This window comes from Novosphingobium sp. ZN18A2, assembly GCF_036784765.1.
Lineage (GTDB): Bacteria > Pseudomonadota > Alphaproteobacteria > Sphingomonadales > Sphingomonadaceae > Novosphingobium.
Map to the genome: position 1 here is coordinate 2,862,539 of NZ_CP136651.1, position 23,811 is coordinate 2,886,349.

At 65.0% G+C, this 23,811-nt stretch carries 22 protein-coding genes; 6 read left to right on the plus strand and 16 right to left on the minus strand.

Going from position 1 to position 23,811, the window contains the following annotated elements:
* Window positions 1-37: 37 nt before the first annotated feature.
* The gene (locus RXV95_RS13670) at window positions 38-2,236 is read right to left on the minus strand and encodes a thiamine pyrophosphate-dependent enzyme (protein WP_338466583.1); all 2,199 of its coding nucleotides are present in this window, start codon (window positions 2,234-2,236) and stop codon (window positions 38-40) included.
* A 133-nt stretch (window positions 2,237-2,369) separates the two neighbouring features.
* Between RXV95_RS13670 and RXV95_RS13675 the strand changes: the two genes are divergently transcribed.
* Entirely contained in the window at window positions 2,370-3,662 is a 1,293-nt protein-coding gene (locus tag RXV95_RS13675; RefSeq protein ID WP_338466584.1) for a sodium:proton antiporter, read from the plus strand.
* Window positions 3,663-3,803: 141 nt separating this feature from the next.
* On the opposite strand, the gene wrbA is transcribed toward RXV95_RS13675, so the two are convergent.
* Window positions 3,804-4,403, minus strand: coding sequence for an NAD(P)H:quinone oxidoreductase (gene wrbA, locus RXV95_RS13680; RefSeq protein ID WP_338466585.1), 600 nt, complete (start codon window positions 4,401-4,403; stop codon window positions 3,804-3,806).
* Between the two features lie 324 nt (window positions 4,404-4,727).
* On the opposite strand from wrbA, the gene purC reads away from it, so the two are divergent.
* On the plus strand, window positions 4,728-5,513 hold the full coding sequence (purC, locus tag RXV95_RS13685; RefSeq protein ID WP_338466586.1) for a phosphoribosylaminoimidazolesuccinocarboxamide synthase: 786 nt from the start codon (window positions 4,728-4,730) through the stop codon (window positions 5,511-5,513).
* Between the two features lie 56 nt (window positions 5,514-5,569).
* Here purC and RXV95_RS13690 read toward each other — a convergent pair whose 3' ends face one another.
* The 8 genes from RXV95_RS13690 to RXV95_RS13725 form a co-directional block, all read right to left on the minus strand.
* Complete coding sequence (locus RXV95_RS13690) at window positions 5,570-6,205, minus strand: ATP-binding cassette domain-containing protein (RefSeq protein ID WP_338466587.1); 636 nt, start codon at window positions 6,203-6,205, stop codon at window positions 5,570-5,572.
* The gene (gene modB, locus RXV95_RS13695) at window positions 6,195-6,899 is read right to left on the minus strand and encodes a molybdate ABC transporter permease subunit (RefSeq protein WP_338466588.1); all 705 of its coding nucleotides are present in this window, start codon (window positions 6,897-6,899) and stop codon (window positions 6,195-6,197) included. The genes RXV95_RS13690 and modB overlap by 11 nt, the downstream gene beginning before the upstream one ends.
* Window positions 6,900-6,911: 12 nt before the next feature.
* Window positions 6,912-7,676, minus strand: a complete 765-nt coding sequence (modA, locus tag RXV95_RS13700; protein ID WP_338466589.1) for a molybdate ABC transporter substrate-binding protein — start codon at window positions 7,674-7,676, stop codon at window positions 6,912-6,914.
* Between the two features lie 20 nt (window positions 7,677-7,696).
* The gene (locus RXV95_RS13705; protein WP_338466590.1) at window positions 7,697-9,709 is read right to left on the minus strand and encodes a GMC family oxidoreductase; all 2,013 of its coding nucleotides are present in this window, start codon (window positions 9,707-9,709) and stop codon (window positions 7,697-7,699) included.
* Window positions 9,710-9,837: 128 nt separating this feature from the next.
* Window positions 9,838-10,959, minus strand: a complete 1,122-nt coding sequence (locus RXV95_RS13710; protein WP_338466591.1) for an ABC transporter permease — start codon at window positions 10,957-10,959, stop codon at window positions 9,838-9,840.
* Complete coding sequence (gene ccmA / locus RXV95_RS13715) at window positions 10,959-11,909, minus strand: heme ABC exporter ATP-binding protein CcmA (RefSeq protein ID WP_338466592.1); 951 nt, start codon at window positions 11,907-11,909, stop codon at window positions 10,959-10,961. Before ccmA ends, RXV95_RS13710 begins: the two co-directional genes overlap by 1 nt.
* A gap of 1 nt (window position 11,910) precedes the next feature.
* Window positions 11,911-12,882, minus strand: a complete 972-nt coding sequence (locus RXV95_RS13720) for an HlyD family efflux transporter periplasmic adaptor subunit (RefSeq protein ID WP_338466593.1) — start codon at window positions 12,880-12,882, stop codon at window positions 11,911-11,913.
* A complete protein-coding gene (locus RXV95_RS13725) occupies window positions 12,879-13,499 on the minus strand; it encodes a TetR/AcrR family transcriptional regulator (RefSeq protein WP_338466594.1) in 621 nt (206 codons plus the stop codon). The genes RXV95_RS13720 and RXV95_RS13725 overlap by 4 nt, the downstream gene beginning before the upstream one ends.
* Window positions 13,500-13,639: 140 nt before the next feature.
* Here RXV95_RS13725 and purS point away from each other — a divergent pair, with 140 nt between their 5' ends.
* A complete protein-coding gene (purS, locus tag RXV95_RS13730) occupies window positions 13,640-13,873 on the plus strand; it encodes a phosphoribosylformylglycinamidine synthase subunit PurS (protein ID WP_338468572.1) in 234 nt (77 codons plus the stop codon).
* A gap of 2 nt (window positions 13,874-13,875) precedes the next feature.
* On the plus strand, window positions 13,876-14,553 hold the full coding sequence (gene purQ, locus RXV95_RS13735) for a phosphoribosylformylglycinamidine synthase subunit PurQ (protein ID WP_338466595.1): 678 nt from the start codon (window positions 13,876-13,878) through the stop codon (window positions 14,551-14,553).
* Between the two features lie 60 nt (window positions 14,554-14,613).
* On the opposite strand, the gene RXV95_RS13740 is transcribed toward purQ, so the two are convergent.
* The 6 genes from RXV95_RS13740 to glmU all read right to left on the minus strand — a co-directional run bounded on the left by RXV95_RS13740 (window position 14,614) and on the right by glmU (window position 21,818).
* On the minus strand, window positions 14,614-16,959 hold the full coding sequence (locus RXV95_RS13740; protein ID WP_338468573.1) for an EAL domain-containing protein: 2,346 nt from the start codon (window positions 16,957-16,959) through the stop codon (window positions 14,614-14,616).
* Window positions 16,960-17,070: 111 nt separating this feature from the next.
* Window positions 17,071-18,894, minus strand: a complete 1,824-nt coding sequence (gene glmS, locus RXV95_RS13745) for a glutamine--fructose-6-phosphate transaminase (isomerizing) (RefSeq protein WP_338466596.1) — start codon at window positions 18,892-18,894, stop codon at window positions 17,071-17,073.
* 15 nt (window positions 18,895-18,909) lie between these two features.
* On the minus strand, window positions 18,910-19,275 hold the full coding sequence (locus RXV95_RS13750; protein WP_338466597.1) for a type II toxin-antitoxin system VapC family toxin: 366 nt from the start codon (window positions 19,273-19,275) through the stop codon (window positions 18,910-18,912).
* A 3-nt stretch (window positions 19,276-19,278) separates the two neighbouring features.
* On the minus strand, window positions 19,279-19,533 hold the full coding sequence (locus tag RXV95_RS13755; protein WP_338466598.1) for a ribbon-helix-helix protein, CopG family: 255 nt from the start codon (window positions 19,531-19,533) through the stop codon (window positions 19,279-19,281).
* Window positions 19,534-19,588: 55 nt separating this feature from the next.
* Window positions 19,589-20,419, minus strand: a complete 831-nt coding sequence (locus RXV95_RS13760) for an AIM24 family protein (protein ID WP_338466599.1) — start codon at window positions 20,417-20,419, stop codon at window positions 19,589-19,591.
* A gap of 34 nt (window positions 20,420-20,453) precedes the next feature.
* On the minus strand, window positions 20,454-21,818 hold the full coding sequence (glmU, locus tag RXV95_RS13765) for a bifunctional UDP-N-acetylglucosamine diphosphorylase/glucosamine-1-phosphate N-acetyltransferase GlmU (protein ID WP_338466600.1): 1,365 nt from the start codon (window positions 21,816-21,818) through the stop codon (window positions 20,454-20,456).
* Between the two features lie 62 nt (window positions 21,819-21,880).
* Here glmU and RXV95_RS13770 point away from each other — a divergent pair, with 62 nt between their 5' ends.
* Both RXV95_RS13770 and RXV95_RS13775 read left to right on the plus strand, forming a co-directional pair.
* Entirely contained in the window at window positions 21,881-22,543 is a 663-nt protein-coding gene (locus RXV95_RS13770; RefSeq protein WP_338466601.1) for an HAD-IA family hydrolase, read from the plus strand.
* Between the two features lie 96 nt (window positions 22,544-22,639).
* Window positions 22,640-23,554: an SDR family NAD(P)-dependent oxidoreductase gene (locus RXV95_RS13775; RefSeq protein ID WP_338466602.1), complete on the plus strand. Its 915-nt coding sequence runs from the start codon at window positions 22,640-22,642 to the stop codon at window positions 23,552-23,554.
* The last annotated feature ends 257 nt before the right edge of the window (window positions 23,555-23,811 follow it).

Sequence of the window (23,811 nt, forward strand, 5' to 3'; positions counted from 1 at the left end):
CCCCTCCCGCATGCGGGAGGGGGATGTTTCCTGCCGCCTAGCCACGCATCATCTCCCGCACTTTGGCCACGATCATGTCGCGGCTGGGCAGCGTGTAGGTGGCGGCGCGCGCCAGGGGGATGAAGCTGTCGGTCGCGGCGATGCGGGCAATTGGCTTGCCGGGCGCGCGCTCCGCGAACAGCGTCATCAGCGCCTCGCTTTGCGATCCGGTTCCGCGGCATTCGTCGACGATCAGCACCTTGCCGCACGGCGCCACCGCTTCCAGCAAAGCGTCTTCGGCCAGTGGGGCCAGCCAGCGCAAGTCGATCACGCGCACGTCGACGCCTTCCTCCTCCAGCAGCTTTTGCGCTTGCCGCGAAAGGAAGCAGCCGTTGCCGTATGTAACGATGGCGAGATCGGTGCCGTCACCATGCACGCCGGGTTCGCCCAGCCGGATGTCGCCCTCGCCCGGCGGCTGGTAAAGGCTGGTCATCAGGCCGTCGCCTTCGGCATGAAGATCGCGCATCATGTAGAGCGCGATCGGCTCCACGAACACCACCACGCGCTGTTCCTCATGCGCCAGCCGCACGCATTCGCGCAGCATCGCCACCGCGTCCGCGCCGCTGGAAGGGACAGCCAGCACCACGCCCGGCACATCACGGAAAACAGCGAGCGAGTTGTCATTGTGGAAATGCCCGCCGAAACCGCGCTGATAGGGCAGCCCCGCGATGCGCACGACCATCGGGTTGGTATATTGCCCACCCGAAAAGAAGCTGAGCGTCGCCGCCTCGCCGCGAATCTGGTCTTCGGCATTGTGGACATAGGCAAGGAACTGGATTTCCGGAATCGGCAGCAGCCCGTTGTGCGCCGCGCCGATGCCAAGGCCCAGAATCGCCTGTTCGTCCAGCAGCGTGTTGACCACGCGCGACGATCCGAAACGCTGGTGCAGCTTCGCGGTCGCGGCATAGACCCCGCCTTTCGGCCCCACGTCCTCTCCGCACACAATCGCGTTGGGGTATTGCAGCAGCAGGTCGGCCAGCGCCCACGAGATCAGCTTTGCCATGTGCTGCGGCTTGTCCATCTGCGTGGCATCATCCGCGAACAGTGCCTGCCGCGCGCTGGCGGGGGCAAGCGGGCGTGGCAGCGCATCGGACTTTGGCGGAACGATGCTTGCCATCACTTCGGCCGCGTCTCTCAGCTTGGGCCGCGCGATTGCCAGTTCCGCCTGCCGCGCCAAAGTCTCGCCCGTATCCTCATAGAAATCGCGCACGTCCGCCGCGCTCATCACCCCTTCCCCGACCAGCAGAGCGGCGCTGGCCAGTAGCGGGTCGCGCGCTTCGTCTTCGGCGATGCGTTCCTTGCTGAGATAGGTGCCCTGCACATCGTTTCCGGCATGGCCGTAAAGCCGCACGGTCTTCATGTGCAGGAACACCGGCTTGCGATCATGCCGGGCGATCTGTTCCGCCTCGCGCGCGGCGCGATAGGCGTCCACCATGTCGCACCCGTCGCAGGCGATGTAGTGCAGGCCAGCGCGCTGTTCGAACTGCGCTTCGATCCAGCCTTTCGGCGTCTGCGTGGAAATGCCGATGCCGTTGTCTTCGCACAGGAAGATCATCGGCATGGGCGTGCCCTGAAATGCCGCCCAGCCTGCGGTGTTGAACGCGCCTTGCGCGGTCGAGTGGTTGGCGCTGGCATCGCCAAAGCTCGCAAGCACGACCCCGTCGTGAGCCAGCGGCGTGCCGTCCAGCTTCATCCGCCGGGCGATGCCGATGGAAAACGCCGCGCCCACCGCCTTTGGCAGATGGCTGGCGATCGTGCTGGTCTGCGGCGGGATGAACAGCCGTTTGGACCCAAGCACCTTGTGCCGCCCGCCCGAAATCGGGTCTTCGCTGGAAGCCGCGAAGGACAGCAGCATATCCCACGCCGGGTTTTCGCCGGGAACGCGGCCCGCGCGGTGAATCTGGAAAGCGGCGTCGCGGTAATGGAGGAACGCGATGTCGTTTACGCGCAGCGCTTCGGCCAGCACCGCGTTGCCTTCGTGGCCCGAACTGCCGATGGTATAGAACCCCTCCCCGCGCGCCTGCAGCTTGCGCGACAGGCGATCGAGCTGGCGGCTCATCACCTGACTCTGGAACAGGGCGGCGGCGCGTTCGGACGCAAGGCCGACATCCGAAAGACCCAGGTTAGACCGGCGGCGCAGCGTTCCGCCACCCAGCGCGGCGAGAAACTTGGCGTGGACCTGCTCGGCAGCGTCCATCAGCGCGATCCGGTTTCAATTGCGATCATCCGTGCGTCTTACGAGAGCCGCGCGGCGCGGGCAACGCCATAGCGGAGCAAACCTGCGCCGGTTCCGCTTCGCCCGGTCCGAAAATACGGCTAGGAAGGCGGGCATGGTGCACCTGTCTTCGTTCGATGTCGCCGCGCTGCTTGTGGTCACGGCCGCGCTGCTCGGCTATCTCAACCATCACATCCTGCGCTTGCCGCACGTCATCGGATTGACCGTGATGGGCGCGCTCGTCGCCATCGGGTTGCTTGTCGTCAACGCGTTCATCCCCGGCGTCTCGCTTGACGACTGGGTGGCGAACATCCTGTCGCAACTGGATTTCTCGCAGACGCTGCTTCAGGGAATGTTGAGCTTCCTGCTGTTCGCGGGCGCGCTTCACGTCGATCTGGACCGGTTGAAGAAGGACTGGCTGCCCGTCGTCCTGCTGTCCACGGTCGGCGTGCTGATTTCCACCGTGTTGGTTGGCGGCGCGCTTTACGGCGTGGCATTGGCCGCACACCTGCCGCTGCCGGCGATATGGTGCTTCGTGTTCGGCGCGCTGATCAGCCCGACAGACCCGGTTTCGGTGCTGGGCATCCTGAAGGAAAAGGCGGTGCCGCCGTCGTTGCAGGCGGTGGTCGCCGGTGAAAGCCTGTTCAACGACGGGGTGGGGATCGTGGTTTTCCTGATCCTGCTGGGCGCGGCGGTGACGGGCACCGAATTTTCCATCGCCGAAGGGGCCAGGCTGTTCGCCGAGGAAGCGGGCGGCGGCGTTCTGCTGGGCATCGTGATCGGCTGGCTGGGCTTCAAGGGCCTGCGCAGCATGGACGAATATGCGCTGGAGGTGCTGATCACCATCGCGGTGGTGATGGGCGGCTATGCGATTGCAGAGCCGCTGCACGTCTCCGGCCCGATCGCCATGGCCGTCGCCGGGCTGCTGATCGGCAATTACGGCGTGACTTACGCGATGAGCGACATGACACGCGATTACGTGATCAAGTTCTGGGAGCTTATCGACGAAACGCTGAATTCCATCCTGTTCCTGCTGATCGGGCTGGAAGTGCTGGCCATCGTGCCGCACCGCAACCACCTGTTGATCGCGGCCGCCGCGGTGCCGATCGCGCTTGGCGCGCGCTGGATCGCGGTCCGTGCTTCGCTGATCGTGGTGCCGCGCGCGGAAGTGGCCTGCCACGATTCGCGGCCCGTGCTGGTCTGGGGCGGGTTGCGCGGCGGCATCTCTATCGCGCTGGCGCTGTCGTTGCCCGAAGGACCGGTCCGCAACCTGCTGCTCGCCGCAACGTTCGCAGTGGTGCTGTTCTCGGTGCTGGTCCAGCGCGCGACGCTGAACCCGTTTATCGAGCGCGCGAAAAGGGCGGCAAACCGCACCGATCCGGACCCGTCCGCGGCTTCGGGCGAATAGGGCGTTTTCCGATCAATCCGGATCGCAAGACCGCGCGCAGCGGCCTTGCGGCGGCGCGCGCCTAGTTGATCGAGGAGCTTTCGAGCGCGCCCCGGTGCATTGCCGGGGCGCGCTCAATCGGGCTGACGCGGGGGGCGGGCGTCAGCCGAAAAGCTTGTTGGCGGTGTTGGCAACGCGGGCGCCAAGATAGCGCGCGCCTTCCAGTTCGGTCTCGCTCGGCTGGCGCGAACCGTCGCCGCCGGCAATCGTGGTCGCGCCATAGGGGGCGCCGCCGACCACCGTTTCATGCCCCATCTGCCCGGCGTGGCCGTAATCCAGCCCGACAACCGTCATGCCGAAGTGCAGCAGGTTGGTGATGATCGAAAACAGCGTGGTTTCCTGCCCGCCGTGCTGCGTGGCGCTGGAAGTGAACGCCGCGCCCACCTTGCCGTTAAGCGCGCCGCGCGCCCACAGCCCGCCGGCCTGGTCAAGGAACGCCGCCATCTGCGAACTGATGCGGCCAAAGCGCGTGCCGGTTCCGACAACGATCGCATCGTAGTTTTCCAGATCGGCGATGGTCGCAACGGGGGCCGCCTGGTCCAGCTTGAAGTGTGCCGCCTTCGCCACGTCTTCCGGCGCGGTTTCGGGCACGCGCTTCACGTCCACCTGGGCGCCCGCGCCGCGCGCACCGGCGGCAATCGCCTCGGCCATCGCTTCGATGTGGCCGTACGTGGAATAATAGAGGACCAGAACCTTGCTCATCGCGAATTTCCCTTTGTTGCGGGCGGACTTTCCCGCGTGGGAATGGCGCCGCCGGTTTCATGGGAGCATATGGCCCATCCGTCCTTTTCCGGTCAGCCCGATAATCTCAAAGCGTTTGTTCGAATTTGTTGAACAGTTGCCGCTTGGCACGGTCAGGCGCGCAAGCAGGTCCGTCAGGCACGGGGGAATTCGCGCGTGATTGCGCAAGACACGCTTTTCGCATAAAGGGCGCGGGTCCGCCCCGGCAGCGCAGTCCTTACCGGCTCGCAAATGCCGGGGCTTACCGTTTTCGCGCCAGACGCATGTTGCTAAGGATAGATGCCGATGTCCCGCCGCCGCCAGATTTACGAAGGCAAGGCCAAGATCCTCTATGAAGGTCCGGAGCCGGGCACCCTTATCCAGTATTTCAAGGACGATGCCACCGCGTTCAACGCGCAAAAGCGCGGCACGATCAGCGGCAAGGGCGTGATCAACAACCGCATCAGCGAATATGTGTTCACGCGCCTTTCGCACATCGGCATCCCCACCCACTTCATCCGCCGCCTGAACATGCGCGAACAGCTGGTCCGGCAGGTAGAGATCGTTCCGATCGAAGTCGTGGTGCGCAACGTTGCCGCCGGTTCGATTTCCAAGCGCCTGGGGATCGAGGAAGGCGAGCCGCTGCCCCACACGCTGATCGAATATTACTACAAGGACGATGCGCTGGGCGATCCGCTGATCGCGGAAGAACACATCGCCTGCTTCGGCTGGGCCAGCAACGAAGAGATGCAGGACATCTCTTCCATGGCGATCCGCGTGAACGATTTCATGTGCGGCATGTTCGCCGCGATCAATATCCGCCTGGTCGACTTCAAGCTGGAGTTCGGGCGCATCTGGGACGGCGACTATTCGCGCGTGATCCTGGCGGACGAGATCAGCCCCGACGGCTGCCGCCTGTGGGACATGACGACGGGCGAAAAGCTGGACAAGGATCGCTTCCGCCGCGACCTGGGCGGTGAGGAAGAAGCCTATCAGGAAGTCGCCCGCCGCCTTGGCCTGTTGCAGGACGACGCCGGGCCAAGCGAAGTGCTGGACCTTTCCACGCATCGCAAGCTGCGCGGCAAGAAGTAATACCTAAGCGCGATGAGCTTGACTCATCGCGCCTTGGTATAACGCCGCTCCGGCCTTCACGGCTGGAGCGGGTGAACCTCTATCCGGTGCGTCGCCAGCCGCGCCGCTTCCTCGCGGTCGTGCGTGACATAGAGGATCGGCAGCTTCAGCTCGTCGCGCACGCGCTCTATCACGCGCATGATTTCCGCGCTGCGATCGGGGTCCAGCGAGGCAAGCGGCTCGTCCATCAGCAGCGCGCGCGCGCCCGATAGCAGCGCACGACCGATCGCCACGCGTTGCGCCTCTCCGCCCGAAAGCGTGCGCGGCTGCCGGTCGAGAAGCGCGCCGATGCCCAGGAACGCCGTCACGTCTTCCAGCGCGATCCAGCGGTCTTCGGCGCGCGCCAGCTTCCAGCCATAGAGCAGGTTCGCGCGCACCTTCATGTGCGGGAAAAGCCGGGCGTCCTGGAACACGAAGCCCAGCCGCCGCCGGTGCGCGGGAACGTTCACGCCCGCCGCGCTGTCGAACAGCGTATCCGAGCCCACGCGCACATGGCCGGCATCGGGGGGAACAAGGCCCGCAACCATATTGAGGATCGTCGTCTTGCCCGCGCCCGAAGGTCCGAACAGCAGCGTCAGCCCCTCGTCCGTGGCGAAACGGGCGCCGAGCAGCTGGCCGCCCAGCTGCACCCGCACATCAACGTCAAAGGACATGGCGGAACACCCTCGGGCCGTCCTTCGATCCGCGCCGCGCCAGCCATTCCGACACCAGCAGCGCGGCCAGCGACAGCGCGACGGAAACCGCGGCCAGCGTCCACACGCGCCCTTCCTGCCCCGGCACCTGCAAGGCGGAATAGATCGCAATGGGCAGGGTCTGCGTTTCGCCGGGAATGTTGGAAACGAACGTGATTGTCGCGCCGAACTCTCCCAGAGAGCGTGCGAAGCCAAGGATCGCGCCGGTCAGCACGCCAGGCAGGCTGAGCGGAAGAGCGATGGTAAGGAACCGCCGCACCCCGTTGGCGCCAAGCGAGCGCGCGGCCTGTTCGTATCGCGGGTCTATCGCTTCCAGCGAAAGGCGGATCGCGCGGACCATCAAGGGCAGGGCCATAACCGCCGCCGCGATGGCCGCGCCGGTCCAGCGGAACATCACCGTCATGCCGAAGGCGCGTTCGAGAAACGCGCCGATCGGTCCGTTCGTGCCGAACAGCAGCAATAGCACCCAGCCGACCACCACCGGCGGCAGCACCAGCGGCAGATGGACCAGCGCATCCAGCAGGAACCGCCCCGGAAAGCGCCCGCGCGCCAGCAGCCACGCGCACAGGAAGGCGAACGGCAGCACGCAGGCAACCGCCAGAAGGCTGACTTTCAGCGATAGAAGGACGACGCCCCAATCCTCGGCCCGCAGCACCCCCGCCCCTCCTCAGTGCGTGCCAAAGCCGTGGCGGCGGAACGCGGCCTTCCCGCGCGGGGACTTCAGGAAAGCAAGGAATGCTGCCGCTTCCGGATTGGAAGAGCGCGCCATCTGCGCAACCGGATAGGCGATCAGCGGATGGCTTTGCCACGGAAAGCGGCCGATCACGCGCACCTTCCCCGAAGCCAGCGCATCGGTTGCATAGACGATTCCCATCGGCGCCTGCCCCCGCTCCACCAGCGCCAGCGCGGCGCGCACGTTTTCCGCAATGGCGATGTGCGCCTTCACCGCATTCCATACATCCAGATAGCGCAGCGCGGCCTTGGCATACTTGCCCGCCGGCACCGCATCGGGATCGGCCAGCGCCAGCCGGCCGCCGCCCAGCGCCTTTGCCAGCGGAAAGCCCTTGCCGATCGAAAGACGCGAATGGCGCCCCGCAGGTTCGATCAGCACCAGCGTGTTATAAAGCAGATCGGACCGCGTGGCCTTCCGGATCAGCCCTTTGGCGGCCAGTTCGTCCATCCAGTCCTCGTCCGCCGAAACGAACAGGTCCGCCGGGGCGCCCGCTTCGATCTGGCGGGCAAGCGCGGAACTGCCCGCGAACGAGACGACGGGGCGCGGATGGCCGGTGCGGGCAAAGGCGGTTGCCGCGTCGTTCATCGCTTCCTGCAGGCTGGCGGCGGCCAGCACCACGGGCGCCCGCGGCGCCGCCTGCGCGCAGACCGGCACGACCACGAAAAGAAAGGCGACAAGGAAACGGAACAGGCGCGACATCGTGCGCTGTCTAGACCACCTCAGCCGCCAGCGAAAGGATCGCCGAACCCGGTTGCGTAATGGGCCATGGCCATCGTGGTGAACTGGGCGTTCACGCGGATGCAGCTGGGAAACACGCTGGCATCGGTGACCAGCACGTTCTGCGTCCCGTGAACGCGGCAATCGGTATCGACCACGCCGATTTCGGGATCGACGCACATCGGATTGCCGCCATGCGGGTGAGAGCTGGACAGGGTAACATCGTCCGCCTCGCGTATTGCGTGCCTGAAGAATTCCTCGATGTTCATGTCCGGGGTCAGCGTCTGGCCCTTCAGCAACGCGGGCCAGACTTCCAGCGCGCCGCCCGCGAAGTGCAGCCTGGTAAGCGTCGCCATCGCCTTGCGGACAAGGTCGATCTCGCCCGCGCCGATCTTGAAATCCAGCTTGCCGCCCCTGATCCGCCCACAGCGATCCGCAGGGAACAGGATGCCCGACGAACAGATGCGGTTATAGCTGCGCATCCGCCGGTCCATTTCCTCGAACCAGCCGGGCATCATCGCGGCCATCGACATCGGCGGCTGGAAGTGGCTTTCCAGCAGGAATTCCCCGCAATCGACGACGGTCGCCATCTGGTCTTCGTCCCACGCCGGGCTTTGCCCTTCGGGCATCAGCGCGATCACCGGAGAGGCGACGTTCATCGAAATTCCGCGCCCCGTCCCTTCGATGCCGCTGCGGTCCAGCAGCAGCGAACTGGCTATCGTGCCCGCGGCCACCACCACGCCGGTTTTCGCGGGGATGAAATGTTCCGCGCCGTATTCGTCGATCACTTCCACGCCGATTGCCCGGTCCCGCCCGCCGGTGCCGCGCGCCCAGCGAATACGCTCAACCTTGGTTTCAGCGATGATCTTCACGCCGTTATGGCGGCAGGCATCGGGCAGGTAGCTTTGCGCCATGCCGTTCTTGCGCGCATAGGGGCAGCCGGTGTTGCAATATCCGCAATAGACGCAGGCCTTGTCGGTATGCGGCGGGCCATAGTTCTTGGCGAACCAGCCCGCCTTCGCGCGCTGTTCCATCGGATCGGCGGACTGCGCGGCAAGCGCCGCCCAGCCGCGCATCAGGTGCGGGCCATTGGTACGGCTTGACCGGTGTTCAATCTCGCCGATCCCCAGGTATTGTTCGACCGCGTCATAGCTTTGCTGGAAACGCGCCTCGTCTATCGGTGCGCCAAGCGCGCGCCATGCCTGGAACGGATCGTGCGCATCGGGATGGCTCAGCCGGTCGCCCTTCATGCGCAGGCAGATGCCGTTGTTGATCGTGGGGCTGCCGCCGACGTTGCGCCCCTGGAACACCACGAAATCGTTATCGCGCGTGGTCTGCAGCGCGCCGTGCTTGAACAGGTGCGATGCCATGCGCGCCTCTTCGTGGCTGATCCGCGCAGAGGGGTAGTGCGGCCCCGCCTCGACGATCACGACGCGATAGCCCTTGCGCGCAAGGTTCCATGCCGAAACCGCCCCGCCCGATCCCGAACCGACAACGACGATATCGATGTCGTCCGGCAGGTCCTCCACCGTGGTGAAGTGTTCGTGCGTCAGGTCGCGGTCCTCGACCATGGCGATCGGCAATTCGCCCGGCGCGTTTCGGTTGCGGAATTTCGGCAGGGTAAAGCCGATCTGCCGCAGCACGGGATTGTTGCGGTTTTCGTCCTCGCCGCCCGGTTCCCAGTGGCCGTAATAGGCGAAATAGAGGATGCCACGGATGCGGGCCATGTCCTGGAAGGCGTCGAACCCGGTGTCGCGCATCCGGTGCTCTATCCGTTCGCGCCGCGCCTCGATGGAAAGCTCGTTGAAGAAGGGCGCCATCGCCAGCTGGCACAAGCGCAGCGACCAGCTGATCTCGCGCGCCTTGGTGCCGCCGATCATCGCGAAGATGTGCTGGACGTTCTCCACCACCTGTTCGTGGGTGATGGCCATTTCGCGATAGCCGTCGAACAAGGCTTCGGCCATCTTGCGCATGAAGCGCATCTGTATGTGATCGAACGGCAGGCGCTCGCCCATCGTGGTTCTCCCCCGTTGAGTCCTTGTGGCGCGACCTGTCGTTATGGCCCGCTTGATGGACGGCCCATGCGCTTGAACGCAAGCCGAATTTCACACGCGGGGGATCGGGCGCCGGATTGGGTGCCGGATCAGGCGATGGTATCCTGGTAACGGCGGACCGCGATGAACGTCAGCACCGCCAGCATCAGCGCCAGAACGCCGATCTGCGGCAGCGCAAGCGTCAGGTTCCAGCCTTTCAGCATGATCCCGCGCACCAGCACGATATAATGCGTGGGCGGCAATATCTCCGCCAGGTACTGGACGATGACGGGCATCCCGCGGAACGGGAAGGCAAAGCCCGAAAGCAGGACCGACGGCATGACGTAGAAGATCGATATCTGCATCGCCTGCACCTGGCTTTTCGCCACGGTAGAGATCGTGAAGCCCAGCGCCAGGCTGACCACGATATAAAGCAGCGTCACCGCGAACAGCAGCGCCAGCGATCCTTCGAACGGCACCTGGAACACCGTGGCGGCGAAGATCAGCACCACTATCGTCTGCACAAGGCCCATCACGATGTAGGGGATGATCTTGCCGATCATCACCTCGATCGGGCGCAGCGGCGTTGCCAGCAGGTTTTCCATCGTGCCCTGCTCCACCTCGCGCGTTACCGACATGGCCGTCAGCACGACCATCGTCATCGACAGGATGATCGCCAGAAGGCCGGGCACGGTGTTGTGGCTGGTGATCCCTTCGGGGTTATAGCTCTTGTGCAGCACCACATCGACCGGGGCCTGCGCGGGCATCAGGCGGGCAAGCGGGCCGGCAAGGTCATGTCCCAGCGCGTGCGTTACCGCCTCTCCCACGGCGGCGACCGCGGGGCCGGTGGCGGCCGGATCGGTCGCGTCGGCGGTAAGCAGCAGTTGCGGCCGGTCCCCGCGCACAAGATCGCGCGCGAAGTGGGGCGGGATCGTCAGCAGGAACTGCGCCTTGCCTTCGGCAATCAGCCGGTCGCCGTCGCCATAGCCGCCGGGTACCTGCGTCACTTCGAAATAGGTGGTGTTGCGCAGCGCCGCGACGATGGAGCGCGAATATTGCGAATGGTCGCTCACCTCCACCGCCAGCGGCAGGTGGCGCGGATCGTTGTTGATCGCGAACCCGAAGATGACGAGTTGCATGATCGGGAAGAAGAACATCATCGCCAGCGTGCCCGGATCGCGGGCCATCTGGCGCACTTCCTTGAACACCATCGCGCCGATCCGCTGCCACATCAGGCGTGCTCCACCACGACGGAGTTGTCCTTTGCGGTGCGCATCAGGTTGATGAACACGTCCTCAAGCGTGGGATCGGCCTCTTTCCAGTGGAACCGGTCCTTCCACGGAGCCACCGCCTTGCGCAGGGCGTCGGGATCGGTGCCGCAAACGTGGATCGTGGTGCCGAAGGGCGCGGCCATGGCGACACCGGGCCGGGCTTCGATCTCGCCCGCCAGCCGGTCCGCGCCCGGCCCGTCGCCGGTCAGCGCATAGAGGCCGGATTGCGCGATCACCTCGTTCACCGTGCCGCGCGCCAGCATCACGCCATAGGCAATATAGGCGATCTCGTGGCAGCGTTCGGCCTCGTCCATGTAATGGGTGGAGACGAGTACGGTCATCCCGTCACGCGCGAAGGCGTGGATCTGGTCCCAGAAATCGCGACGGGCCAGCGGGTCGACGCCGGCGGTCGGTTCGTCCAGCAGCAGTATCTTCGGACGGTGCAGCACCGCGGCGGCAAGCGCGAGGCGCTGCTTCCATCCACCCGAAAGTTTTCCCGCAAGCTGGCTTGCCCGCGTTTCCAGCCCCAGCTTCTCCAGCGCTTCTTCCACCCGCTCCTTGCGCCGGTCCAGCCCGTGGACGCGCGCCATGAATTCAAGGTTTTCGGCAATCGAAAGGTCGGAAAACAGGCCGAACTTCTGCGTCATGTAGCCGACCTGCTGCTTTATCTCCGCCCGCTGGGTGGCAAGATCCAGACCCAGCACCGTCCCCTCCCCCTCTTCGGGGATCAGCAGGCCGCAGATGATGCGCAGCGTGGTCGTCTTGCCCGATCCGTTGGGGCCGAGGAAGCCGCAGATGGTGCCGCGATTGAGCGCAAGATCGAAATGGTCGACCACCGTGCGCCCGCCGAACCGCTTGGTAAGCCCGCGCACGTCGATCACGGGATCGGGAGAAGCCGGTTCCTCCGCCACGTTACTGCGCCCGCACCGAAACCGGCAGGCCCAGCGGCAGGGGCTTGTCCGCCGGCAGCCACGCTTCGACCAGGAACACCAGCTTGGACCGCGCGCGCTCCGAATAGATCACCGGCGGGGTATATTCCGCGCGCGGGGCGACATAGCTGACTTTCGCCGTCCGGTCGCCGCCGCAATCGTCGCAGGTGAAGTGGATCGTTTGGCCCGGCCTGATCGCGGCGATCCTCCCCTCCGGCACGAAGAAGCGCAGCTTGCGCTTGTCGTTCGGAAGCACGGAAAGCACCGGCGCATTGGCAGGCACCCATTCGCCGGGGTTGTAATAGGTCTGCTCTATCACCCCGCTGGCGGGCGAAACCGGCGCGATCTCTTTCTGCCTGTGCTTCTGCGCGGCCAGCGCGGCCTGCGCGTTGGCGACATCGGCGCTGGCGGCACGCTGCTGGCTGGCGCGCCCCACCGACAGTTCGCCCGACCGAAGTTGCGCGCGCGCCTGGGCAAGGCTGGCGGCGGCAACGTCGCGCGCCTGCCGTGCCGCATCGAGCTGCGCGCGGCTGGCAAAGCCCTTGGCGGCCAATGCGGCATAGCGGTCAAAGTCCTTCTGCGTCTTCGCCAGTTGCGCGGAGGCTGCCGCCTCCGCCGCGCGCGACACGTCCAGCTCCGGCTGGCGCTGACGCTGCACGGCAAGGTCGGCCGCTTGCGCCTGTGCGGCGGCGACTTGCGCGGCGGCCTGCGCGGTGCCTGCCTCGGTCACGACCGGGTCTATCGAAAACAGCGCGTCGCCCGGCTTCACGCTTGCGCCCCGGTCCACCGCTCGGCTTGCAAGCGTGCCTGAAACGGGCGCGGCGATCTGCAAGGGTTCGCCTTCTACGTAACCGAGCCAGCGTTCCTGTGTATCGCGCGGCCACAGGAACCATGCCGCCAGCGCGACAACGGCAAGAAGGGCCAGGATCAGCAAGGGGATTGGAGGACGCTTCATGGCGCCGGTTCCTTTCGGGAAAGCAGGCCGTTGAATACCAGATCGGTGTGGGCGCGGGCCATGGCATCGATATCCAGCGGCTCCGCACCCACGGGTTCGAACACCGCGCGCCACATTGCCGACAGGATGATGCCGCCGACCACGCCGCGCGCCGCGTGGTGCGGATCGTCGCATGCAAACTCTCCGCGCTGCACGCCCAGCCGCAGCGCGGCCTCCACGCGGTCAAGCATGCGCATGATCCCCTGATCGTAATAGAAGCGCGCCAGTTCGGGGAAGTTCTGCCCCTCTCCCGCGATAATGCGCGGCACGAAGGCGAAATCGGACCGGGTGAAGCGCGTGAAGGCCCCGGCGATGAAGGCGCGAAGGTAACCTTCGGCCGATGGCACATCGGCAAGGTCGGTCACGTTTTGCGGAATCACGTCCGCAATCAGCCCGCCGACCAATGCGGCGAAAATCGCCTCTTTCGAATCGAACTGCAGGTAAAGCGCGGGGCGGCTGATCCCCACGCGCCGGGCGATATCCCCCAGGCGGGCCGCCGCGAACCCGCGCGCGGCAAACTCTTCGCGCGCGGCGGAAAGAATGGCTTCGCGCCTGTCGGGAGGGGTGACTCGCGGCATCGCGCTTTAATAACTGACGCGTCAGTTATTAACAAGCCTGCCTGTCGGGAGGCAAACAGTGGCGCAGCGCGCTTGCCCGCCGCGCCGCGCCGGTCCATAGGCGCACGCGAATCCGCATGAAGCCAGCGAAAGGCACCACGATGAAAGTCCGCGTCCACGTGAGCCTCAAGAACGGTGTGCTCGACCCGCAGGGCCGCGCCATCCACCACGCGCTGGAAGGTCTGGGCTTTTCAGGCGTGAATGACGTGCGCGCCGGCCGCCTGATCGAACTCGACGTGGACGACAGCGTTACGGACGAGGCGCTTGACGATATGTGCCGCAAGCTGCTCGCCAACATGGTGATAGAGAACTACCGCATAGAGAAGGTCGGCTGATCATGACGCTCAACGCCGCTGTCGTCACTTTTCCCGGTTCCAATTGCGACCGCGACATGGCGGTGGCGATCGAAGCGGTTTCGGGCATCGCGCCGCACCGTGTGTGGCATGGCGATGCCGAATTGCCCGCGGGGCTGGATTTCATCGCGCTGCCCGGCGGCTTTTCCTATGGTGACTATCTGCGCTCCGGCGCGATGGCTGCGCGTTCGCCGATCATGCGCGCGGTGGTAGAGGCGGCGGAACGCGGCGTGGCCGTACTGGGCGTTTGCAACGGTTTCCAGGTGCTGACCGAAGCGGGACTGCTGCCCGGCGCGCTGATGCGCAACGCCGGCATCCGTTTCGTATGCCGCGACGTGCCGCTGACGGTGGAGAACAGCCAGTCGCTGTTCACGTCCGGATACGAAAAGGGCCAGCGGATTGTCATTCCCGTGGCCCACCACGACGGCAACTATTTTGCTGACGATGCCACGCTCGACCGGCTGGAAGGCGAAGGTCGCGTCGCATTCCGCTATGCCGATCCGGTCAACGGGTCTGCGCGCGACATCGCGGGCGTGCTCAACAATCGGGGCAACGTGCTGGGCATGATGCCCCACCCCGAACGGATGATCGAACCCGCGCAGGGCGGCACGGACGGTCGCGCGCTGTTCGAAAGCGTGCTGAAGGGCCTTGTCGACGCCTGACGTCCGGGCGCGTTTACAGAATGATCTGAAATCGTTCGGGGGGCTGAATCCGCGCGGTCCCTAGGCGCGTTGCTTGAGTACCGCCTGGGTAAACAGCAGCCGCGCGTCCTGCGCGCACATCGGTCGGCCGAAATAGTATCCCTGAATCTTCCGGCAGCCAAGGTCGCGAACGGTGTTGAGTTCGTCGATCGTTTCCACGCCTTCCGCCGTCGTCGACATTTCCAGGCTGTCCGCCATCGCCACCACCGCGCGGATGATGGCAAGGCTTTCCGGGTTCTGCCGCGCGGCGCCCTGCACGAAGCTGCGATCGACCTTGATCGTCGAAAAGCGCATCTTGCGGAGGTAGCCGAGCGAGGAATAGCCGGTGCCGAAATCGTCCAGCGCCACGCCGCACCCCAGCGCCATGATCTGTTCAAGCGTCGCCTGCGCGGTCGTGCCGTCGCGCACGAAGATGCTTTCGGTCACTTCGATTTCCAGGCGATGCGCAGCCAGCCCGCTTTGCGACAACGCCGAGACGACCGTCGCGCCAAAGCCGGGATCGAGCAGTTGTTCGCCCGAAACGTTGACTGCAACCTTCACGTTTTCCGGCCACTTCATCGCTTCCATGCAGGCCGTGCGCAGCACCCATTCGCCGATGGGAACGATCAGGCGCGTATCTTCTGCCAGCGGGATGAACTTTGCCGGGCTGACCGTGCCGTGTTCCGCGCTGTTCCAGCGCAGCAGCGCCTCGAAGCTGACGACATATTCGCCCACCGCATCCACCACCGGCTGGAAATCCAGCGTGAATTCTCGGCGGTCGAGCGCGCGGCGCAACGACATTTCAAGCTTGCGCCGTTCTTCCGCGTGGGCGTGAAGCTCAGGCTCGTAATTGCAATGGTGCCCGCCGCCGTCATCCTTGGCGCGATAGAGCGCAAGGTCGGCATTGCGCATCAGCGTTTCCACCGTCGCACCGTCGCGCGGCCCGATGGCGGAGCCGACGCTTGCCCCCACGTAAAGCGTATGGTGTTCAACCTCGTAAGGCGCGGAAAGCGTTTCGATCACCGAATAGGCGACGCGTTCGACGCGGCTGAAATCGGACGCATCGCGGATGACGATCGCGAATTCGTCTCCGCCCAGCCGTCCGCACAGCTCGTTCTGGGTCATCAGTCCGTTAAGCCGTTTCGAAACGCGCGCCAGCAACTGGTCGCCGATCTGGTGCCCCAGCGTATCGTTGACCGCCTTGAACCGATCGAGGTCGATCATCAGGAACGCGCAGCGCGTGCGCCACTTTTCGGCATAGGCCATCGCGTCGCCCAGCGCATCGGTAAGCTGCAAGCGGTTGGGCAGCCCGGTCAGCGTATCGTAACGGGCAAGATAGGCGATCTTTTCGCTGTTTTCGCGCTGTTCGGTGACGTCGGAACCGACACCGCGAAAGCCGCTGAAATTCCCGTTGTCGTCATATTTCGGCGATGCGGACAGCTCCCACCAGCGGTTTGCGCCGCCCAGCGTCACCCGCACCAGCAGATTGGAAAAACTTTCGCGCCGTTTCAGCTTTTCGGCCAGCCCGTGGAGCGAGGAATGGAAATGCCCGCTTTCCCAGGCCTCACCGGCGATAAGCTGGATGAAGGGTTGCCCGTCGACGTCTTCGGGGTCCAGTCCCAGCGCGAAGGCGAAACGGGGAGAGATGCTGCGCACCCGGCGCGAACTGTCGATCTGCCACAGCCAGTCGGCCTCACCCTCCTCGAACTCGCGCAGCAACAGCGAAACAACCTCGCTCTTCTCGTTCATCCCGGCTTCGGCCACCTTGGCGCCAAGGAACGTGCGCGCCGCCTCGATCGCCGCGACGCAGACGATAACCACGAACACCGCGACAACGGCGGCGGCCGTGAAATTCCCGTCGAGCACGAAAGTCGAAATCGTAACCCCGCCCACGATCGCGCTGAACAGCAGCGTGCCCAGCGGCACGGCCGCGAAGCCGATCGCCATGCCGGTCATCAGCATCGCGGTAACGGTCCATAGCGAAAGCTTGTCCGCCGCCGCGCCCAGCCGCGCGAAGATCACGATGGGAACCGCCCAGACAAGCGCGGTCACCACCGTCGTGACGGTCTGCTGGTGAACCTCGCGCCGCGACATCCGGCGGCGGTCCGCGTCCTGAAGGCTGTGGTCGAACCGCGCGCCCACCACCAGGGTAACTAGCAACAGGCAGGCCCACCCGCCGATAAGCGCGGGTGGCACCGAACGGGCGAATATCTGGAACACCAGAAGCGCGGCAAGGCCGTGCGCCAGCAAGCGCGCCTTGGTCACGCGGGCAAGGCTTGAATACTGCAAGCCGCGCAACCGCCCCCAATCGCCATCCTGCGGGTCCGAAACACCCAGGATCGCAAGGGTCGGAAGTCGCTTGGGCAGCGTATTGGCAGACACCGGCATCGTCACGCCTGCCGGTCTACGTTTCAAACCTTTCCGAAGGGTAATCGCAGACCGCGCAAATCGAAGAATTATTGCGGGTTTCTTGCCACCGGCAGCCTGTCTGTTTCCGGTTTATTCAACCGTTACGGATTTTGCCAGGTTGCGTGGCTGGTCAACGTCCGTGCCTTTCGCCACGGCAACGTGATAGGCCAGAAGCTGGACCGGCACCGCATAGACCAGCGGCGCGATCAGCGGGTGGACCTTCGGCATCTCTATCGTGGCAAGGCAGCCCTCGCCCGCCTCCGCCAGACCTTCGGCATCCGAAATCAGCACGATCTTTCCGCCGCGCGCGCGCACTTCCTGCATGTTCGATACGGTCTTTTCGAACAGCGGGCCGGACGGGGCGAGCACGATGACCGGAACCGACTCGTCGATCAGCGCGATCGGCCCGTGCTTCATCTCGCCGCTCGCGTAACCTTCAGCATGTATATAGCTGATTTCCTTCAGCTTCAGCGCCCCTTCCAGCGCCAGCGGATAGTCCGGTCCGCGTCCCAGATAGAGCACGTCGCGTGCGGGCGCGATCAGGTGCGCCATCGCGGCGATTTCGTCATCGTGATCCAGCGCGTGGTTCAACGCGGCGGGCGCTTCGAGCAGGTGCCTGACGACGGAGGTTTCCTCTGCCCGGTCCATCCGCCCCTTCTTCACCGCAAGGTGCGCGGCAAGCGCGGCAAGCACCGCAAGCTGGCAAGAAAAGGCCTTTGTCGAAGCGACGCCGATCTCCGGTCCGGCGTGCGTCGGCAAAAGGAGGTCCGCCTCGCGCGCCATGGAACTGGTCGGCACGTTTACGACGACGGCGATCTTCTGCCCTTCGGCCCGTGCATGGCGCAGGGCGGCCAGGGTATCGGCCGTCTCCCCGCTTTGCGAAATGAACAGCGCCAGCCCGCCCGGTTCCAGCACCGGCTGGCGATAGCGGAATTCGCTTGCCACATCGATATCCACCGGCACGCGCGCAAACTGTTCGAACCAGTATTTCGCAACCATTCCAGCATAATAGCTCGTGCCGCAGGCGACGATGGTCACGCGGCGCACGTCGGACAGGTCGAAGTCCATCTGCGGCAGCGTAACCGACTGCTCAAGCTGGCGGATATAACTGCGCAGCGTCTGCGCGACGACGATCGGCTGCTCGAAGATCTCCTTCTGCATGAAGTGGCGATAATTGCCCTTCTCGATCGCCGCGGCCGAAACGCCCGACGTCGTGACTTCGCGCGTTACGGGATTGTTGTTGGCATCGAAAATCCGCGCGCCGTCACGCGTGATAACAACCCAGTCGCCCTCTTCCAGATATGCGATCCGCTGCGTCAGCGGTGCAAGCGCCAGCGCGTCGGACCCGAGATAGGTCTCGTTTTCGCCATAGCCCACGACCAGCGGAGAGCCGAGCCGCGCGCCAACCAGCATGTCGGGATGTTGGCGAAAGGCGATGGCCAGCGCGAATGCCCCGCGCAATTGCGGCAACACCGTCTTGACCGCGTCTTCGGGCGAAGCGCCCTGCTCGACCTGTTCCGATACAAGATGCGCAACCACTTCGGTATCGGTCTGGCTTTCGAACGTGCGCCCGCGTTTTTCCAGCGCTTCGCGAAGCGGGCGGAAATTCTCGATGATGCCGTTGTGGACCAGCGCAACCTCGTCCGTCGCGTGCGGGTGCGCGTTGTTGGTGGTGGGCGCGCCGTGCGTCGCCCAGCGGGTATGCGCGATACCGGTGGTGCCGGGGGCCGGGTTGCGCGCCAGTTCCACCACCAGGTTGTTGAGCTTGCCTTCGGCGCGGCGGCGGATCAGCCGCGCATCGTGCACGGTGCACACGCCCGCACTGTCATATCCGCGGTATTCCATGCGCCGCAGACCGTCCACCAGACGATCCGCGACCTGTTCCTTGCCGACGATACCGATAATTCCACACATGAACCTGAGCCTTGGCTAGAGAGTGTAAGGGACGCGGATGCCTGGCATCTGAGCCGGGAAGTCCTTGGTATTTCGTGTAATCAGGATCGCACCGTTAACCTGCGCCGTGGCAAGGATATATGCGTCCATAAGCTTCATTCTGGAGCGATGCCGAATATCGGCCGCCGCGACGGCGATGCGAGCATCGATCTCGACTGCTTCGAACGGCGCGATCAGTTCGCGCACGGTGTCGCGGTGTTCCAGCGGCTCGCCCGCCAGTATCTCCGTCCAGACGATGCGGCTGATCCTGTGACGCTTGTAGCGCGACAGTTCCGCAATCGCTTGCGGACGATCCTTTAGCCAGTCGATCAGGATGTTCGTATCGAAGAAGGGGTCGGACACGTATCACAATTCGTCGTATGGTGTGCGGTCTTCGCGCATGGCCCGCTGATATTCCAGCGCATCGCCGATATCGTCACGGTTCTTCCAGTAGCCGGCTCCACGCTCGATCCAGCTCTTGTTGCCGGATGCCGGTGCTTGCGCCTTGAACGCACGGACCGCCTCGCGCAGCAACGAGGCGCGCGACTTGCCCTGCTCGGCGGCGCGGGCATCGAGCCATTTGATGTCGTCATCGGGCAAGTCGGCGAGTATCCGGGTCATTACGATATCGTGATATCATATCGTGATATCAAATCAAATGAATTTGCTGAAATGTTCAATCCCCGTCGATCATGTCGCCCAGCGGGCCGAGGATCGATCCTTCGCCGCGCTTCTGCCCTACCGGTCCGGCAGCGGCCAGCATCCGACCCGCCAGCCGCGAGAACGGCATCGACTGTATCCACACCTTGCCCGGACCGCGCAGGCGCGCGAAGAACACGCCCTCACCGCCGAAGATCATGGATTTGATCGATCCCGCGCGCACCAGGTCGAAATCGACTCCCGCGGTCATCGCCGCAACGCAGCCGGTGTCGACGTGCAATTCCTCACCGGGCCGCAATTCGCGCTCTATCACCATGCCGCCCATCTGCACGAACACCCAGCCGTCGCCGTCCAGGCGCTGCATGATGAAGCCTTCGCCACCGAACAGCCCGGTCATCACCTTCTGCTGGAAGAAGATACCCATCGAAACGCCGCGCGCCGCGGCCAGAAACGCATCCTTCTGGCAGATCAGCGTGCCGCCCACGTCGGCAAGGCGGATCGGCAGGATCGTGCCCGGCACGGGCGCGGCGAAGGCAACCCGCGCCTTGCCCTGGCCGTGATGCGTGAAGACCGTGGTGAACAGGCTTTCACCCGTTACCAGCCGCTTTCCCGCGCCCAGCAGCTTTCCCATGAATCCGCCCTGCGCGCCCGCGTGAGAGCCGTCGCCGAACACCGTGGTCATTTCGATAGAGGCGTCTTTCCAGACCATCGCCCCGGCTTCGGCCACCGCGCTTTCGCCCGGATCCAGTTCGATCTCTACGAATTGCAGTTCCTGACCCCTGACCTCGAAATCGACGTCATCCGCAAGTTGCGGGTTGCGGGTATTGCTCCAGGGGCTGCCTGCCATCGAACGTCTCCTTGGTCCGGGGAATAACCGGCGGTTACTTCTTCGCTTCGGCCTTTTTCTTCTTCATCGCATCATGGAACCGGTCGGCCCAGCCGGGCTTGGTCAACTGTTCCGCGCGCACCAGCCGCAATTCGCCGTCCGCCACGTCGCGGCTGACCGCGCTGCCCGCCGCGACGATCGCGTCCGCGCCGATCCTTACCGGGGCGATCAGGGACGAATTGCTGCCGATGAAGGCGCGATCGCCGATGACCGTCCTGTGCTTGAAATAGCCGTCGTAATTGCAGGTGATCGTGCCCGCGCCGATGTTCGCGCCCGCGCCCACATCCGCATCGCCAAGGTAGGTAAGGTGATTGGCCTTGGCGCCGGTGCGCAACACGGCCTTTTTCACTTCCACGAAGTTGCCGACCTTGACCTTTTCTTCCAGCACGGCGCCGGGGCGCAGACGGGCATAGGGGCCAACTTCGCAGCCCGACGCGATGCTTGCGCCCTCTATGTGGGAGAACGCGCGGATCGTCACCCCGTCCGCCACGGTCACGCCCGGCCCGAAAACCACGTTGGGTTCTATCGTGACATCGCGCCCCAGTCTGGTGTCGTAACTGAAGAACACCGTTTCGGGCGCGCGCAGCGATGCGCCGTCGGCCATTGCCTCTTCGCGCCGGAAATCCTGCCACTGGCGCTCCGCCGCCGCCAGTTCGGCGCGGCTGTTGATTCCGGCGACTTCGCCGGGGTTGCCGGTGGTGACCACCGCGCAAGTGCGCCCGTCCGCGTTGGCGACGTTCACCACGTCAACCAGGTAGTATTCGCCCGCCGCGTTATCGTTGCCCACGCGCGAAAGCAGCGCGAACATGTCCGCTGCCCGCGCCGCCATCAGGCCCGAATTGCACAGGCGGCACGCGCGCTCCTGCCCGGTCGCGTCCTTGTGCTCAACCATCTTCACGATGCGGTCGCCATCGGCGATCACGCGGCCGTATTGCAGGGTGTCCGCAGGTTCGAAGCCCAGCACCACGACCGCCGGTTCGTCCGCGCCGTGCAGCCGCTCGATCATCGCGCGCATCGTGTCCGCGCTGACGAACGGCACGTCGCCGTAAAGAACCAGCAGGTCGCCTTCGAAACCGGCCAGCGCGCTTTCGGCCTGCTGCACCGCGTGGCCAGTGCCAAGCTGCTGTTCCTGCACGGCGATTGCGGCCCGGTCGCCGACCGCCGCTTCCAGTTGTTCGCGCCCGTGCCCTGCGACCAGCACCTGCCGCTGCGGGCCAAGCTCTCCCACCGCGTCCATCAGGTGAAGCAGCATCGCCTTTCCGGCGATGGGATGAAGCACCTTGTGCAGGTCACTTTTCATCCGGGTGCCCTTGCCAGCGGCAAGGATCACGACAGCAAGCGGAATCGGCGTATGAGTCATGCGCGCGCTCATGCCAGCAAATGCTTGCCGTTTCCACAATCGCCGGCCAGATGGGCACCGCAATGGAACGGTTTCCTTTCGACATCGTCGGTTTCGACCTCGACGGCACGCTTCTCGACACCAGTGGAGACATCGGCGCCGCGCTCAACCACGCGCTTGCACAGGACGGCCGACCGCCGGTTCCGCAAGCGGACGTGCCCCGCCTGATCGGCGGCGGATCGGGGCAATTGCTGCGCAACGTGCTGGGCGACCAGACGAGCGAGGCGGAGTTCGAGCGGCTGCAAGGCGTGCTGCTGGATTACTATGGCGCCAACATCGCCCGGCATACGCGGCTGTTTCCCGGCGGCATCGCGATGCTCGACGCGCTGGCCGCGCAAGGCACCAGGGTGGCCATCGCCACCAACAAGCGAGAGGATTATGCCGTGCGCCTGTTTGGCGAACTGGGCCTGCTGGGCCGGTTCGAATGCGTGATCGGCGGCGATACGCTCGGCCCCGGACGGTCGAAACCCCGGCCGGACATGCTGAATGAGATGGTGGCGCGGTGCGGCGGCGGGCGCGCCGCGTTCGTGGGCGATACCAGTTACGATGTCGGCGCGGCGAAGGCGGCGGGTATGCCGGTGGTTGCGGTATCGTTCGGCTTCAACGACCATCCGCCCGCGATGCTGGGCGCGGATGCGGTGATCGATCACTTCGACCACCTGATCCCCACGCTTTGCGCGCTCTGACGCGCGCCGCTTCAAGGTTGCGCGTCATCGCCAGTCGTGGCATCGGCGCCCCACGTTAATTGCCCGGTTAGGGCCACCAGACAGGAGCCGCAGAGGATGTCCATTTCCTACGAGAACAAGGTTGCCATCGTCACCGGCGCGGGCGGCGGGCTTGGCCGCGAATACGCGCTTGAGCTTGCCAAGCGCGGCGCGAAAGTCGTGGTGAACGACCTTGGCGCCTCGCGCGACGGCACCGGCCATTCGGACGCCGCGCTGAAAGTGGTGGAAGAGATCAAGGCCGCGGGCGGCGAAGCGATGTCGAACGGCGGTTCCGTCACCGAATACGAACAGATGGTGGAAATGGTCGCCAAGGCGAAGGAAACCTGGGGCGGCGTGCACATCCTGATCAACAATGCCGGCATCCTGCGCGACAAGAGCTTCGCCAAGATGGGCATGGACGACTGGAAGATCGTGGTCGACGTCCACCTGAACGGCACGGCCAACTGCACCAAGGCGGTGTGGGAACTGATGCGCGAGCAGGCCTATGGCCGCATCCTCAACACCGCCAGCTCCACCGGGCTTTACGGCAACTTCGGCCAGGCCAACTATGGCGCGGCCAAGCTGGGCATCGCGGGCCTGACCAAGACGCTGGCGCTGGAAGGCGCGAAGTACAACGTGCGCGTCAACACGTTGGCGCCGGTCGCCGGAACGCGCATGACCGAAGACCTTGGCATGCCCGAAGCCTTCTTCAAGGCGCTGGCGCCCGAGAACGTCGCGCCGATGGCACTCTACCTCGTCAGCGAGGATGCGCCCACCAACATGATCTGCGGCGCGGGCGCGGGTGCGTTCCACGCGGCCTATGTCACGCTGACGCCGGGCGTCGCCCTGCCGGCAGACGAGCGCACGCCCGAGGGCATCGCCGCGCACTGGGACCAGATTATCGACCGCACCGGCGAGATCGTGCCCCAGTCGGGCGCGGAGCAGAGCCAGGTGGTGATGGCCGCGCTGGCCAAGATCGGCGGCATCGGCTGATCGATCGAGCGGACTTGCGGCCGGTTCCGGCCGTATCGCGCAAACAAAAATCCGCGCGGAGGGAACGCCTTCCGCGCGGTTTTTTTATGCAGCGATCGGTTTCTGGGCGGGGCATGGACAAATGCCAGCCTGAAGAACCGGCAGCTTCCGCAAAAGCCGGCAAGGCCGCGCGAATGGCGGGAATGTCGGGAGGTAGCCGCCGCCGCACACTTGCCCACACCGCTGCGACCAGCACCGCCTGCAGCGGCGCAAGTCTC

What these genes read in the sequence shown, in the direction of transcription:
- RXV95_RS13710 (WP_338466591.1), bottom strand. Translation starts at nt 10,959, where the DNA reads ATGTGGCAGCGGATCGGCGCGATGGTGTTCAAGGAAGTGCGCCAGATG.
- RXV95_RS13725 (WP_338466594.1), bottom strand. Translation starts at nt 13,499, where the DNA reads ATGCCGCGAGTCACCCCTCCCGACAGGCGCGAAGCCATTCTTTCCGCC.
- wrbA (WP_338466585.1), bottom strand. Translation starts at nt 4,403, where the DNA reads ATGAGCAAGGTTCTGGTCCTCTATTATTCCACGTACGGCCACATCGAA.
- RXV95_RS13755 (WP_338466598.1), bottom strand. Translation starts at nt 19,533, where the DNA reads ATGACCCGGATACTCGCCGACTTGCCCGATGACGACATCAAATGGCTC.
- RXV95_RS13775 (WP_338466602.1), top strand. Translation starts at nt 22,640, where the DNA reads ATGTCCATTTCCTACGAGAACAAGGTTGCCATCGTCACCGGCGCGGGC.
- glmU (WP_338466600.1), bottom strand. Translation starts at nt 21,818, where the DNA reads ATGACTCATACGCCGATTCCGCTTGCTGTCGTGATCCTTGCCGCTGGC.
- RXV95_RS13770 (WP_338466601.1), top strand. Translation starts at nt 21,881, where the DNA reads ATGGAACGGTTTCCTTTCGACATCGTCGGTTTCGACCTCGACGGCACG.
- purQ (WP_338466595.1), top strand. Translation starts at nt 13,876, where the DNA reads ATGACGCTCAACGCCGCTGTCGTCACTTTTCCCGGTTCCAATTGCGAC.
- RXV95_RS13740 (WP_338468573.1), bottom strand. Translation starts at nt 16,959, where the DNA reads ATGCCGGTGTCTGCCAATACGCTGCCCAAGCGACTTCCGACCCTTGCG.
- RXV95_RS13760 (WP_338466599.1), bottom strand. Translation starts at nt 20,419, where the DNA reads ATGGCAGGCAGCCCCTGGAGCAATACCCGCAACCCGCAACTTGCGGAT.
- RXV95_RS13670 (WP_338466583.1), bottom strand. Translation starts at nt 2,236, where the DNA reads ATGGACGCTGCCGAGCAGGTCCACGCCAAGTTTCTCGCCGCGCTGGGT.
- RXV95_RS13675 (WP_338466584.1), top strand. Translation starts at nt 2,370, where the DNA reads ATGGTGCACCTGTCTTCGTTCGATGTCGCCGCGCTGCTTGTGGTCACG.
- glmS (WP_338466596.1), bottom strand. Translation starts at nt 18,894, where the DNA reads ATGTGTGGAATTATCGGTATCGTCGGCAAGGAACAGGTCGCGGATCGT.
- RXV95_RS13720 (WP_338466593.1), bottom strand. Translation starts at nt 12,882, where the DNA reads ATGAAGCGTCCTCCAATCCCCTTGCTGATCCTGGCCCTTCTTGCCGTT.
- purC (WP_338466586.1), top strand. Translation starts at nt 4,728, where the DNA reads ATGTCCCGCCGCCGCCAGATTTACGAAGGCAAGGCCAAGATCCTCTAT.
- purS (WP_338468572.1), top strand. Translation starts at nt 13,640, where the DNA reads ATGAAAGTCCGCGTCCACGTGAGCCTCAAGAACGGTGTGCTCGACCCG.
- modA (WP_338466589.1), bottom strand. Translation starts at nt 7,676, where the DNA reads ATGTCGCGCCTGTTCCGTTTCCTTGTCGCCTTTCTTTTCGTGGTCGTG.
- RXV95_RS13690 (WP_338466587.1), bottom strand. Translation starts at nt 6,205, where the DNA reads ATGTCCTTTGACGTTGATGTGCGGGTGCAGCTGGGCGGCCAGCTGCTC.
- RXV95_RS13705 (WP_338466590.1), bottom strand. Translation starts at nt 9,709, where the DNA reads ATGGGCGAGCGCCTGCCGTTCGATCACATACAGATGCGCTTCATGCGC.